We start from the raw sequence: 13339 nt of genomic DNA on the forward strand, positions 1-13339 counted from the left end.
AGCCGGCCTGAGCTGGCGCCGCAGCGGCTTAACGCATGCGGTACAGCTGGTTGTTCTCGATCTTCACGCGGTCACCAATACGCAGCTCGCCGTAAGAAGGCACGTCATAAGCACGGGTACCGCCGTTGTCCAGCTGGACAGACACGCGGTAGCTTTCATTCACGGGCTGGGTGTTGCGGTTCTTCTCGATGACATTGCCGGCAACGGCACCGCCGACAGCGCCGATCACGGTGGCTGCCGTGCGTCCACTACCGCCGCCGATCTGGCTGCCCACCGCTGCACCGGCCACGCCGCCGAGCACGGCACCCAGGCCAGAGGTCGAGGCCGGTTGTTGCGTACGCAGGACTTCCACATTGCTGACACGGCCGTATTCGATGTAATTGCCCTGCGGGTTCTGCGCCGGGTAAGTGGATGCGGGGTAGGTGGCGGCAGGGTAGGTCGAACCCGGGGCCGGCTGGCTCATGGGCGCAGCACAGGCGGCCAAGCCAGCGACAACAACCACCGATGAAACGACTGAAATGAAACGGGAAGCTTGACGCATGGAAATCTCCTGGGTGTGAATAGTCAGAGGGCCCGCTACATCCATGCCGTTGAAGACAAGTTGTCTGAGGACCCTGCTGCATTGATTACACCCACACCGCGCCGTCAAACAGGTGGGGTCCCAGGCTGTCCCGGCGTGGGAGCCCACTGCCGGCAGATGTAGGAAAAGCCTGACGCTGGGCCTGGGCCTCTCAGGCCTTGCCGGTCGAGCCGTAGCCGCCTTCGCCGCGCTCGCTGGCTGCCGCGAAATCATCGACCACATGGAACTCGGCCTGCACCACGGGCACGATCACCAGCTGGGCGATACGCTCCATGGGTTCTATCGTGAAGGCCACATCGCTGCGGTTCCAGGCGCTGACCATGAGCTGGCCCTGGTAGTCGCTGTCGATCAGCCCGACCAGGTTGCCCAGGACGATGCCGTGTTTGTGCCCCAATCCGGAGCGCGGCAGGATCATGGCCGCGTAACCGGGGTTGTGCAGATAGATGGCCAGGCCGGTGGGCACCAGTTGCCAGGCATTGGGCTGCAGGGTCAGCGGCGCGTCCAGGCAGGCGCGCAGGTCCAGCCCCGCGCTGCCGGGCGTGGCATAAGCTGGCAGGTTGCCGCGCAGGCGCTCGTCGATGATCTTGACGTCGATTTTCATGTCACTTGTCTTGTTTGAATTCTTTGGCGGCCTGCTCAGCCAGCGCACGCATGCGCGGCTTGAGCAGTTCCGGCGGGTATTTTTTAAAGCGGTAAATGGCCCACGCGGCAAAAGCGATCAGCAGCGGCAGGGCCAACATGCCGGCGCGCGGAATCATCGCAGAGACCAGTTGCAGGGCGACCCAAGCCATCAGCACCCATTTGCCCACGGTCCACAGGGACGGCCCGGCGGGCCGGCTCGACGCAGCGTCCCTTGCGGCTTCCTGGCGTGGCGGCGTGGCGGCCACAGACATCAGGCCGGTGCCCGGCTGCGCGTCAGCCTTCGCCTGCCTGGCAAGGACAGCCGCCGCCGCGGTGGTACTCAATTTTTCCACATACCGGGCAAAGTCCCCGTCGGGCGGGGTGTCGGAAGGCAGTTGCACCTTGTCTCACCCTGCCCGCTTGATCCGGCTGGCGATCTCCGCCACCAGTTGCCGCGCCAGCGACAGCTTGGAGGCACGCGCCAGTTCCCGGCTGCCCTGCGCATCGACCAGCAGCAGCGCGTTGTCGTCACGGCCGAAGGTGGCCGGGCCGATGTTGCCCACCAGCAGCGGCACACCCTTGCGCTGGCGCTTGGCCTGCGCGTTGTCCTCGAGGTCGTGGCTCTCGGCGGCAAAACCGACGCAGAACAGTGCGCCCGATACGCCGCGCGGCGATTGCGCCAAGGTCGCCAGGATGTCGGGGTTCTCGGTAAAAGCCAGCTGGGGCGCCTGGCCCGAGCCGTCTTTCTTGATCTTGCGTTCCGCGCTGCTCGCCGGCCGCCAGTCGGCCACGGCTGCGGTTGCTATGAAAACAGTAGCTGCCTGCGCCCGTTCCGTAACGGCTTCAAGCATATTTTGTGCTGATTTGACGTCGATGCGCGTGACGCCGCGCGGCGTGCTCAAGCTGACCGGCCCGGCCACCAGCGTGACCTGCGCGCCGGCCTCGCGCGCGGCGCGGGCCACCGCAAAACCCATCTTGCCGCTCGACAGGTTGGTGATGCCGCGCACCGGATCGATGGCCTCGTAGGTCGGGCCCGCCGTCACCAGCACGTGCTGGCCCGCCAGCACCTTGGGCGTGAAAAAGGCGACGATGTCTTCGAGCAGCTCGGGCGGCTCCAGCATGCGCCCGTCGCCGGTTTCGCCGCAGGCCTGGAAACCGCTGCCCACCCCCAGGATGGTCGCGCCATCGGCGGACAGCTGCGCCATGTTGCGCTGGGTGGCGGGATGGGCCCACATTTCACGGTTCATCGCCGGCGCGATCAGCAGCGGCACCGTGGCGATGGGCCGGGCCAGGCACATCAGGCTGAGCAGGTCGTCGGCACGGCCATGCAGCAGTTTGGCCATGAAGTCGGCGCTGCAGGGCGCGATCAGGATGGCGTCGGCTTCGCGGCTGAGGTTGATGTGCGCCATGTTGTTGGCCTCACGGCTGTCCCACTGGCTGGTGTAGACCGGTCGGCCGCTGAGCGCCTGCAGCGTCACCGCCGTGATGAATTGCCCGGCGGCTTCGGTCATCACCACCTGCACGGTGGCGCCCTGCTTGATCAGCGCGCGGCACAACTCCGCCGCCTTGTAGCAGGCAATGCCGCCCGACAGGCCCAGCACGAGGTGCCGGCCGGCCAGATCGCCGCCTGCGTCGGGGACTTCTTCATTTGCTTGCTTCGTCATGCCCCGCAATGTATCCCAGTTTGTCCGGGCCCTTGACGGCGCGAACCGGGGCGGACGCAGACTCACTCGTATAATCCCCGTTTACCACCTAAGCGAACTTGCGGTTCGTACCTGACATGACCAAATTTGTCTTCGTCACCGGCGGTGTGGTGTCTTCCCTGGGCAAGGGAATCGCCTCAGCCTCCCTAGCAGCGATCCTTGAATCGCGAGGCCTCAAAGTCACTTTAATCAAGCTGGACCCCTACCTCAACGTCGATCCCGGCACGATGTCGCCGTTCCAGCATGGTGAGGTGTTTGTCACCGACGACGGCGCGGAAACCGACCTGGACCTGGGCCACTACGAGCGTTTTGTCGAAACGCGCATGCGCAAGGCCAACAATTTCACGACCGGCCAGATCTACAAAAGCGTGCTTGAAAAAGAACGCCGCGGCGACTACCTCGGCAAGACCGTGCAGGTCATCCCGCACGTCACCAACGAAATCCAGGAATTCATCAAGCGCGGCGCCGGTTACGACACGCCGCAGGCGGTGGATGTCGCGATTGTCGAAATCGGCGGCACGGTGGGCGACATCGAGTCGCTGCCCTTCCTCGAGGCGGTGCGCCAGATGAGCCTGCGCCTGGGCGCCAACAACACGGCCTTTGTGCACCTCAGCTATGTGCCCTGGATCGCTGCCGCGGGCGAGCTCAAGACCAAGCCGACCCAGCACACCGCCAAACAGCTGCGCGAAATCGGCATCCAGGCCGATGTGCTGCTGTGCCGCGCCGACCGCCCCATCCCCAGCGAAGAGCGTGAAAAGATCTCGCTGTTCTCCAACGTCCCCGAGTGGGGCGTGATTTCCATGTGGGACGTGGACACGATTTACAAGGTGCCGCGCATGCTGCACGAGCAGGGCCTGGACGGGCTGATCTGCGACAAGCTGCGCCTGAACACGCCACCGGCCAACCTCAAGCGCTGGGACGAACTGGTTTACGAAACTGCGCATCCGGCCAATGAAGTGCACATTGCCATGGTCGGCAAGTACGTGGACCTGTCGGACAGCTACAAGTCGCTCAACGAAGCCATTCGCCACGCCGGCATGAAAAACCATGCCAAGGTCGTCATCGAGTATGTCGATTCGGAAACCCTGACGCCGGACAACGTCTCGCGCCTGGCCAAGTTCGACGGCATCCTGGTGCCCGGCGGCTTCGGCATACGTGGCGTGGAGGGCAAGATCTGCGCGGCGCGTTTTGCGCGTGAAAACAAGGTGCCTTACCTCGGCATCTGCCTGGGCATGCAGGTCGCCACCATCGAGTTTGCGCGCCATGTGGCGGGCCTGAAGGACGCCAACAGCACCGAGTTCGCGCCGGGCACACCGCATCCGGTCATCGCGCTGATCACCGAGTGGAAAGACGAAGACGGCACCATCAAGACGCGCAACGAGCAGTCCGACCTCGGCGGCACCATGCGTCTGGGTGCGCAAAGCTCCGACGTGGCCAAAGACACGCTGGCGCACAAGATCTACGGCGACGTGGTCACCGAGCGGCACCGCCACCGCTACGAGGCCAACGTCCACTACCTCGACCGGCTGCGTGAAGCCGGCCTGGTGATCTCGGCGCTGACCCAGCGCGAACACCTGACCGAAATTGTCGAGCTGCCGCAGAACGTGCACCCCTGGTTCATCGGCGTGCAGTTCCACCCTGAATTCAAGTCCACGCCCTGGGCCGGCCACCCGCTGTTCAACGCCTACGTGAAAGCCGCGCTGGACCACCAGGCGGCCGGAAAAACATTGAAAGTAGTGGCATGAAGCTCTGTGGTTTTGAGATGACGGCCGCAGGGCTGGAGAGGGGCCCCGGCTCCGCCGGGGATCGGAACCCGAAGGCCGTCGTGCCCACGTCGCAAGAGGTGTCGGCATGAAGTTGTGTGGCTTCGACGTGGGCCTCGATCAACCGTTCTTCCTGATCGCCGGCCCCTGTGTCGTCGAGTCCGAGCAACTGCAGATGGACACGGCGGGCACGCTCAAGGAGATCACGGCTTCACTGGGCATTCCCTTCATCTTCAAGTCCAGCTACGACAAGGCGAACCGCTCCAGCGGCACCAGCTTTCGCGGCCCCGGCATGGAAAAAGGCCTGGAGATCCTGGCCAAGGTCAAACGTGAGCTGAACCTGCCCATCCTGACCGATGTGCATTCGGAGTCCGAAATTGCCGCCGTGGCGGCCGTGGTGGACGTGTTGCAGACGCCGGCCTTCCTGTGCCGGCAGACCGACTTCATCCACGCGGTGGCGCAATCGGGCAAACCGGTCAACATCAAGAAGGGCCAGTTTCTCGCGCCCGGCGACATGAAAAACGTCATTGACAAGGCCCGCGCCGCAGCGCGTGAAAAAGGCCTGAACGAAGACAACTTCATGGCCTGCGAACGCGGCGCCAGTTTTGGCTACAACAACCTGGTCAGCGACATGCGCAGCCTGGCCATCATGCGCGAGACCGGTGCGCCGGTGGTGTTTGACGCCACGCATTCGGTGCAGCTGCCCGGCGGCATGGGCACCACCAGCGGCGGCCAGCGCGAGATGGTGCCGGTGCTGGCCCGTGCCGCCGTCGCGGTCGGCATTGCGGGCATCTTCATGGAAACCCACCCGGACCCGTCCAAGGCCATGAGTGACGGCCCGAACGCGGTGCCGCTCAAACACATGAAAGCCCTGCTGGAGACGCTGCTCGAGCTCGATCGTGTGACCAAGAAGAACGGTTTTCTCGAAAACAACTTTGAAGCCTGATCATGACCAGTGCCTACATCATTGCCAACGTGACGGTCACCAACCCGGTGCAGTACGAGGAATACAAGAAGTGGTCCAGCGCCGCCATGCAGGCGCATGGTGCCGAGGTCTGCGTGCGCGGTGGCAAGGTCGAGGTGCTCGAAGGCGACTGGGCGCCCGAGCGCCTGGTCATCCTGAAGTTTCCGACGTTTGAAGCGGCGAAGGCCTTTGACGCCTCCCCCGAATACGGCAAAGCCAGGGCCGCGCGGCAAGGCGCGGCCATCATGCGGATGATCATCGTCGAAGGTGTCTGACCCTTCGTCTGCCAGTTTTTAATCTTGATTTGAAAGACCTCCATGAGTGCAATTGTTGATATCGTTGGCCGCGAAATCCTGGACAGCCGGGGCAACCCCACCGTCGAGTGCGACGTGTTGCTCGAATCCGGCGTCATGGGCCGCGCCGCCGTGCCTTCCGGTGCTTCCACCGGTTCGCGCGAAGCCATCGAGCTGCGCGACGGCGATGCCTCGCGTTACCTCGGCAAGGGCGTGCTCAAGGCCGTCGAGTACATCAACACCGAAATCTCCGAAGCCGTGCTGGGCCTGGACGCCAGCGAGCAGGCCTTTCTGGACCGCACGCTGATCGACCTGGACGGCACCGAAAACAAATCGCGCCTGGGCGCCAATGCCATGCTGGCCGTCAGCATGGCCGTGGCACGCGCCGCTGCCGAGGAAGCCGGGCTGCCGCTGTACCGCTACTTCGGCGGCATGGGCGCCATGCAGATGCCGGTTCCCATGATGAACGTGATCAACGGCGGCGCCCATGCCAACAACAGCCTGGACCTGCAGGAGTTCATGATCGTGCCGGTGGGCGCGCCGAGCTTTCGCGAAGCCCTGCGCTGGGGCGCCGAGGTGTTCCACGCGCTCAAGAAAATCCTGCACGACCGGGGCATCAGCACCGCCGTGGGCGACGAAGGCGGCTTTGCGCCCAGCGTTGAAAACCACGAAGCGGCGATTGCGCTGATCCTGGAAGCCATCGACAAGGCCGGCTACACCGCCGGCGACCAGATCGCGCTGGCCCTGGACTGCGCCGCCAGCGAGTTCTACAAGGACGGCTTGTATGTGCTCGAAGGCGAAGGCGGCCTGCAACTGAACGCCCAGCAGTGGACCGACATGCTGGCCACCTGGTGCGACAAGTACCCCATCATCAGCATCGAGGACGGCATGCATGAGGGTGACTGGGACGGCTGGAAAATCCTGACCGAGCGCCTGGGCACAAAGGTGCAACTGGTCGGTGACGACCTGTTTGTCACCAACACCAAGATCCTCAAGGAAGGCATTGACAAACACATTGCCAACTCCATCCTGATCAAGATCAACCAGATCGGCACCCTGACCGAGACCTTTGCCGCGATCGAGATGGCCAAACGCGCCGGCTACACCGCGGTGATTTCGCACCGCTCCGGCGAAACCGAAGACAACACGATTGCCGACATCGCGGTCGGAACCAACGCCGGCCAGATCAAGACCGGCTCGCTGAGCCGCTCGGACCGCATGGCCAAGTACAACCAGTTGCTGCGTATCGAAGAAGACCTGGGCGACATCGCGACCTATCCCGGCCGCGATGCCTTCTACAACCTGCGCTAAACACAACTAATTGATCGTGGGTAACCGCGTTGTCCCCGCCCTTCTGATTGCGCTGCTGGTCATCGTGCATGCGCAACTCTGGATTGGCCGGGGCAGCCTGACCAGCGTCAACGAGATGCAGCGCAGGCTCAGCGAGGAAACCCTCAAAAACGCCCAGGCGCAGGCGGACAACGAACGGCTGGCTGCCGAGGTCAAGGACCTCCGGGAAGGCCTGGAAATGGTGGAGGAAAAGGCGCGCCAGGAGCTGGGCATGGTCAAGCCCAATGAAATTTTTGTGCAGATTGCGCGCTGACCGCGGCCATCTCGCCTCTTTCTTTCTCTCTGTTTTTGCTCATCTTTTGATAGCTATCTGCGCTTTACCCATCAGGGCTGGAGCCTGATTTGACGCATGATCTGGCCGCCCGGCCTGGCCACGTGCCCGCTCTGCGCCACATCGCGCTGCTGGGCGCAGCGGGTAGCGGCAAGACCCGGCTGGCTGGCGAGTTGAGGGCGGCGCTAGAACGCTGTCCTGCCCCACAGCCCGCCCTCATCTCCATCCTGATTGCCGACAACCCGCCGCTGGCGACTGTTCGGCAGGCCCGCGCCGGCGCACTGACCGGCCCACGCGACTTCGGCTTTCATCAGGTCCTGCTCATGGGGCTGGATCTGCCCGCACCCGCCGGTGTCGTGGCAACACAGGAGGCGGTCGACCAGCAGCTGCGCCTGACGCTTGCCAACGCGGAGGTGCCCTATACCGTGGTTTACGGTCAGGGGCCGCAGCGCCTGGCGCAGGCACTGGGCGCGCTGCAGGGGCTGCTGGCCGGCGGCACGCCGTCTGAGCCGGCGGCCGGTGGCCGGGAGCACCGCCCCTGGGTCTGGGCCTGCGACACCTGCAGCGACCCGGGCTGCGAACGCCGCCTGCTCAGCGACCTGCTGGAACGCCGGTTGCGCTGACGGCAGCCGGCACGGCGACTACTGCACGGTAGGCGCGGGCGGCAGCTGGCTTTCCTGGCGCGTGAAAATCTGCGCGGCATCGACCGGATCAAAACCGTACTGCGCGCCGCAGAACTCACAACCCACGTCGATGCGGCCCTGCTCGGCGATGATGCTTTCCACCTCGGCCGTGCCCAGGCTGCGCAACATGCCGCTGACACGCTCCTGCGAGCAGCTGCAGGCAAACGTCGGTGTGCTGGGCACAAAACGCGTGACTTTTTCTTCCCAGAACAGGCGGTGCAGGATGGTGTCGGCGTCCAGGCCCAGCAACTCCTCCCGCTTGAGCGTGCCGGCCAGCATGGCGATGCGTTTGTAGTCTTCGTTGCGGCCGATCTCGTCTTCGTCGGCGCGCTGGCCGCCCTGCAGGTTGCCCTCACCCTGCACCGGCAGGCGCTGGATCAGCAGGCCGGCAGCCACTTGGCCGTCGGCCGCCAGAATGAGCCGGGTGTCGAGCTGCTCGCTTTGCAGCATGTAGTGCTCCAGCACTTCGCTGAGGTTTTCGAGCTTTTCATGCTGGTCGCCAAACAGCGGCACCACGCCCTGGTAGGGCTGCTGGCCGGGCAAGCGGTCTTTCGGGTCCAGCGTGATCGCGCAGCGGCCCTGGTTGTTGACGTTGACGAGACGGCTTAAGGTGTCGCCCGGCAACACGTCACCGGTCACGGTGGCGGTGGCGCGCAGGCTCAGGTCGGGCTGGACTTCGACCACGGCCAGCTTGACCGGGCCGTCCCCGAAGATCTGCAGAACCAGCGCCCCGTTGAACTTGATGTTGCCTTGCATCAGCGCCCCGGCGGCCGTCATCTCACCGAGCAGCTGCATGACTTCGGGCGGGTAGCCGCCCCCGGCCTCACGCCGTTTGAGGATTTCCTGCCAGGCGTCCGTCAGGCGCACCAGCATGCCGCGCACCGGCAGACCGTCGAAAATGAATTTATGCAGTTCGGACATTAAGCCCCCACGGTCGCTCACTGCGTGTAGCTCCCTGCCCCCCGAGGGGGCCGCTGCGCCTGCGGGCCGGCGAAGCCGGACCCGCGGCCCCGGCTGGAATGAGAGTCATCGTGTCGGCTCTCTGTGTGTACTTGTTGGGTTGGGTCATGTTCGGTGTGGTGCTCAGGCGATCTTCTTGAGCCCGGTCTTGTAGCGCCGGGCATTGTCTACATAGTGCTGCGCGCTCATTTTTAAACCCTCGATCTGTTCGGGCGTCAGTTGCCGCACGGCCTTGGCCGGGCTGCCGAGAATCATGGAGCCGTCGGGAAACTCCTTGCCTTCGGTCACCAGCGAGCCGGCGCCCACCAGGCAGTTCTTGCCGATTTTTGCGCCATTGAGCACCACGGCCTGGATGCCGATCAGCGAACCGTCGCCGATGGTGCAGCCGTGCAGCATGACCTGGTGGCCCACGGTGACGTTGTCGCCGATGGAAAGCGGCATGCCCATGTCGGCATGCAGGACGCTGTTGTCCTGGATGTTGGAGCCCTTGCCCACGCGGATGGTTTCGGTGTCGCCGCGAATCACCACGCCGAACCAGACACTGCTGCCCTCGGCCAGCGACACGTTGCCCATGACCTGCGCACTGTCGGCGACCCAGGCGGATTCATGAACGGCAGGGGTCAGGTCGTCGAGTTGGTAGAGGGCCATGGGTCTTTGTGAAGTCGAGGGGAAGGGGCCGCCTGTCGCGGCGCGGCAGGGCGGGAAGAGCCCCAATTGTAGGCAGGCGCCTGCCCCCTGTCTTTGTCGGGCGCTGCCCGCATGCTGCGCGCTATCGCCGACAATCCAGCCATGACGGCGACACCCGCACCCTCCGAACTGCGCCAGCAGGCCCTGCGCGCGCTGATGGAACCCGATCCACAGCAAAAAGTGCTGCTGGCCCAATCCCTGTGGGCGCGGGCAGCTACTCTTTCGATAGCATATCAACACCCGCCGCAGGCGCCCGCCGGCCTGCCCGGCTGTCCGGCGCGGCCCGAGCTGCGCTCCCACCTGGACGTGCCCAAGCGTTCACCCTTCACCCCGCAAGGCCTGGCCGCCCTGCTACACGCGGTGACCCACATTGAATTCAACGCGATCAACCTGGCGCTCGACGCCGCCTGGCGCTTTGACGGCATGCCGCCCGCCTATTACCTCGACTGGCTCCGGGTGGCCGCGGAAGAGGCGCAACACTTCAGCCTGCTGCGCGAGCATCTGCAGACCCTGGGGTATGACTACGGCGACTTTCCCGCCCACACCGGCCTGTGGGACATGACCGAAAAAACCGCCGGCGACGTGCTCGCGCGCATGGCGCTGGTGCCGCGCACGCTGGAAGCCCGCGGGCTGGACGCCACCCCCGCGATGCAGGCCAAACTGCGCCGGGTCGGCAACCCCGCCGCCCTGCGTGCGGTGGCGATTCTGGACATCATCCTGCGCGACGAAATCGGCCATGTCGCCATCGGCAACCACTGGTACCGCCACCTGTGCAGCGAGCGCGGGCTGGACCCGGTCGCCACCTACGCTGAGCTGGCCACCGCCTACGGCGCGCCGCGGCTCAAGGGGCCGTTCAACCTGGGTGCGCGCCGTGCTGCCGGGTTTGACGAGGCGGAGTTGGCGCTGCTGGACCAGGCGTGAGGCCAGCCGCACACCCAGCGGCGTCAGGCCACGCTGCAGCATTGTGGCCAGTCCGCAACGGCGCTGTCGCCGATCAGGCCTCGCCGCTCTGCTAAGGCGCCGACCCAAGCTCAACCTGCAGAAGGATTTTCAAAATCGAACTTAGAGGACCTGTGGTTTTCGTGAGGTTTTAGACGCAACAGAATATGTGAAACCTCTCGCCTTCGGCTGTCATTGCGACAGCCCTTTTTTGTTGCACAGGGGATTACGTCAATGTACTAAGAGGCCACCCTCCCCCAAAATCGCTGGTCAACAACAAAAATCAGGGATGACAGCGCAATGGCAGCAGTGACCTTCACAGAAGTTAGCGACTCGATAGTCTTTTACTTCGATACAGAAAAGCCCCGAATTCGGGTCGCAACTCTAACGAAAATTCTCGAGGGCATACAGCAGGCGGTCAACGCTACCTCCCGAGCAAACGGTGGAGATGACATCGCCGTCTACTTGGGTAAAGTTAAAACCGGAAGCGTTTGGGTCCAAATAATCACGGCAGCTGAGACCGTGACGCTTGGCGTTATTTCCTGCGCAATTTATGACGCCCTAAAGCAATTGCCGGCGGATCGAGGCCAGAACGTTGTCTATCTGTCAATGGCGAATGGGGGCGTCGCTGTAGATGAACAAAACTACGACCGGTGCCAAGCCCTCCAAGACAAAGCACTACTGGACGGTGTTGCAAAAGCTCTAGCAGCGGTGGCGGCTGACGACGAAATTCGCGGTGCGATCATTTTGCCCAAGGAACAGGACGATCCCCCTCCTTTTATTGTCACCAGCAGCGAGTTTGAGCGAGCTGCAAAGAAGACAAAGGAACGAATAAAAGAACTGAGACAGAATTTATTGCAGCCCAAGATACAGGTGGCGACTCAGCGAGAGGCCATGGTCTCTACGTTTTCAAGGGAGCGCTTGGTTTCACGTGAGATTGTGCAGGAGACAGACATTGCACTGGTACGGCGAGCTTCCAAAGGCACAGAATGGAACGCGGTTTTAGATGGATTTGACATCAGGGCAACGCTCGAACAAAAGGCTCTAGACAGCCTGTCCAAGTTCCCCGCGATTCGACCTGGCGACGTGGCAACTGCACGACTTCGAATTTTGCAAACCCAAGATTCAGAGTCAGAAACCTTTTCCAACTTTTCGTTCGTCATCGAAGACATTCTTGCGCACAAACCGAAAAACCGCCCCCGCTTGGGTAGGCCTAAGTAGGGGCGGCTATTGTTCTCGCTCGGTCACGATGGGCTGAGCCACAACGCAGCCGCATCAGTCGTCGGCATCGACCGCAGCATTGGATCCTGCCAAAGATCGACAGCGACCTCCTCAAGCTGAGCAGCATCCACCGTGCGCCACCGCTCGTGCAGCTGCTCAGCGCATAGGAATAGGCTTCGCTTCACTTTGACAAGTCAGCAGCGAGTCGTATGATCAGAAAGTAACTGAATGTCACGGAGACAAGGGATGCTGGATTCGTTAAGTAAATCGTTAGGGAGGATCTTCGAGGAGCGATTCTCTAGTCCCCTTTTAAGCACGTTCGCCCTTTCATGGGTCGCCTGGAATTACAGATTCTTCGTAATACTATTTTCCGACGCCTCAGTGACAAGAACGTTTGAGTTGATTGGGTCCGAGTGCTATCCAAATTGGTGGTATCGGCTTGGTTTTGGTTTTTTCGGCCCGCTGCTTACTACAGCAATTTATTTCTATGCACTGCCGAAGCCTTCGCGGTGGGTCTACGACCGGTGGAAAAGGACCCAGCAGGAACATAACGAAACTCAATACCAATACGACGCTAAATCGATGCTCACGAATGAGGAATCTGTCGCATTACGGGCAGAATTGCGAGAAACAGTACGAACTCTCGATGCCACGCTAAGCGAGGTCGACAAGTTGAAAATCGACTTGCGAGCTGCGGATGAAAAGATGAAGACGGCAGTGCGAGAGTCAGCAGAAGCCGTGGCTGGATCAGGCGGATTGAACGCGAAGATGCTGGATATGGAACGAGAATTGCAGAGGTTAAGAAAGTGGGAGAGTTCCAGCAGTTTGGACCCGGCAAAGGCGTGGCCATTTGACACTCTGACGGGCGAACCACGAAAGGACTCTCCTTCTGATGAAATAGCCGACCAGGTCGCCCAAGCGCTGGGAGAAGGCTCCAGCCGGGATCGCGATCCTCGCGATTACTTCGGACCCGGCCCCACTGAACCCCGCGCACCAGTTTTAACTCAACGTCAGAGAGCGTTGTTGCAGCAAATAGCCAGAAAGAGATCGATGCCGCTGAATGTGGTTACGACTTCTGGTCCAGGAACCCAAGCAGCCAACGAAGCTTCGCTCGATGTCCTTCTGGAAAGGAACTTTGTTGAGTTGAAAGAGCTGCCTACTACTGGATGGACGGTCTATCCAACGGAAGAAGGGGCTGACTACCTCGAGAATCTGGGTTAGATCAGCAATCGAAGTCGCCCAATTCGAACGGGGGTGTCTGAATTTCTGTGTGTGAGGCGAGATTGCCTGCCCGAGGTTTGGGC

The 13339-nt window shown here is 62.5% G+C and carries 15 protein-coding genes; 9 read left to right on the forward strand and 6 right to left on the reverse strand.

The window, feature by feature from the left end:
* Positions 1-28: 28 nt before the first annotated feature.
* The 4 genes from PSV40_RS14180 to coaBC form a co-directional block, all read right to left on the reverse strand.
* The gene (locus PSV40_RS14180; RefSeq protein WP_300538768.1) at positions 29-541 is read right to left on the reverse strand and encodes a glycine zipper 2TM domain-containing protein; all 513 of its coding nucleotides are present in this window, start codon (positions 539-541) and stop codon (positions 29-31) included.
* Between the two features lie 190 nt (positions 542-731).
* Positions 732-1181, reverse strand: a complete 450-nt coding sequence (gene dut, locus PSV40_RS14185) for a dUTP diphosphatase (RefSeq protein ID WP_300538771.1) — start codon at positions 1179-1181, stop codon at positions 732-734.
* Position 1182: 1 nt separating this feature from the next.
* On the reverse strand, positions 1183-1602 hold the full coding sequence (locus PSV40_RS14190; protein ID WP_300538773.1) for a hypothetical protein: 420 nt from the start codon (positions 1600-1602) through the stop codon (positions 1183-1185).
* 6 nt (positions 1603-1608) lie between these two features.
* A complete protein-coding gene (gene coaBC, locus PSV40_RS14195; RefSeq protein WP_300538775.1) occupies positions 1609-2865 on the reverse strand; it encodes a bifunctional phosphopantothenoylcysteine decarboxylase/phosphopantothenate--cysteine ligase CoaBC in 1257 nt (418 codons plus the stop codon).
* A gap of 116 nt (positions 2866-2981) precedes the next feature.
* Here coaBC and PSV40_RS14200 point away from each other — a divergent pair, with 116 nt between their 5' ends.
* The 6 genes from PSV40_RS14200 to PSV40_RS14225 all read left to right on the forward strand — a co-directional run bounded on the left by PSV40_RS14200 (position 2982) and on the right by PSV40_RS14225 (position 8168).
* Positions 2982-4649, forward strand: a complete 1668-nt coding sequence (locus PSV40_RS14200) for a CTP synthase (RefSeq protein ID WP_096698915.1) — start codon at positions 2982-2984, stop codon at positions 4647-4649.
* Positions 4650-4755: 106 nt separating this feature from the next.
* Positions 4756-5613 carry a 3-deoxy-8-phosphooctulonate synthase gene (kdsA, locus tag PSV40_RS14205; protein WP_300538778.1) on the forward strand — a complete coding sequence of 286 codons (858 nt, stop codon included), beginning with the start codon at positions 4756-4758 and terminating at the stop codon, positions 5611-5613.
* Positions 5614-5615: 2 nt separating this feature from the next.
* Positions 5616-5906 carry a DUF1330 domain-containing protein gene (locus PSV40_RS14210; protein ID WP_293596516.1) on the forward strand — a complete coding sequence of 97 codons (291 nt, stop codon included), beginning with the start codon at positions 5616-5618 and terminating at the stop codon, positions 5904-5906.
* Between the two features lie 42 nt (positions 5907-5948).
* Positions 5949-7235 (forward strand): phosphopyruvate hydratase, encoded by a 1287-nt coding sequence (eno, locus tag PSV40_RS14215; RefSeq protein ID WP_300538781.1) that lies wholly within the window; start codon positions 5949-5951, stop codon positions 7233-7235.
* Positions 7236-7251: 16 nt separating this feature from the next.
* A complete protein-coding gene (locus PSV40_RS14220; RefSeq protein ID WP_300538784.1) occupies positions 7252-7527 on the forward strand; it encodes a septum formation initiator family protein in 276 nt (91 codons plus the stop codon).
* 89 nt (positions 7528-7616) lie between these two features.
* Positions 7617-8168, forward strand: a complete 552-nt coding sequence (locus PSV40_RS14225; protein ID WP_300538787.1) for a hypothetical protein — start codon at positions 7617-7619, stop codon at positions 8166-8168.
* A gap of 18 nt (positions 8169-8186) precedes the next feature.
* Here PSV40_RS14225 and PSV40_RS14230 read toward each other — a convergent pair whose 3' ends face one another.
* Together PSV40_RS14230 and PSV40_RS14235 are read right to left on the reverse strand one after the other, a co-directional pair.
* A complete protein-coding gene (locus PSV40_RS14230; protein WP_300538790.1) occupies positions 8187-9149 on the reverse strand; it encodes an Hsp33 family molecular chaperone HslO in 963 nt (320 codons plus the stop codon).
* Between the two features lie 162 nt (positions 9150-9311).
* The gene (locus PSV40_RS14235; RefSeq protein ID WP_300538793.1) at positions 9312-9836 is read right to left on the reverse strand and encodes a gamma carbonic anhydrase family protein; all 525 of its coding nucleotides are present in this window, start codon (positions 9834-9836) and stop codon (positions 9312-9314) included.
* 141 nt (positions 9837-9977) lie between these two features.
* On the opposite strand from PSV40_RS14235, the gene PSV40_RS14240 reads away from it, so the two are divergent.
* From PSV40_RS14240 to PSV40_RS14250, 3 genes are all read left to right on the forward strand, one after another.
* Complete coding sequence (locus PSV40_RS14240; protein WP_300538795.1) at positions 9978-10796, forward strand: ferritin-like domain-containing protein; 819 nt, start codon at positions 9978-9980, stop codon at positions 10794-10796.
* Between the two features lie 318 nt (positions 10797-11114).
* On the forward strand, positions 11115-12035 hold the full coding sequence (locus tag PSV40_RS14245) for a hypothetical protein (RefSeq protein ID WP_300538797.1): 921 nt from the start codon (positions 11115-11117) through the stop codon (positions 12033-12035).
* 246 nt (positions 12036-12281) lie between these two features.
* Entirely contained in the window at positions 12282-13256 is a 975-nt protein-coding gene (locus tag PSV40_RS14250) for a hypothetical protein (RefSeq protein ID WP_300538799.1), read from the forward strand.
* Positions 13257-13339 lie beyond the last annotated feature (83 nt).

This window comes from Polaromonas sp., from assembly GCF_029945925.1.
GTDB lineage: Bacteria > Pseudomonadota > Gammaproteobacteria > Burkholderiales > Burkholderiaceae_C > Polaromonas.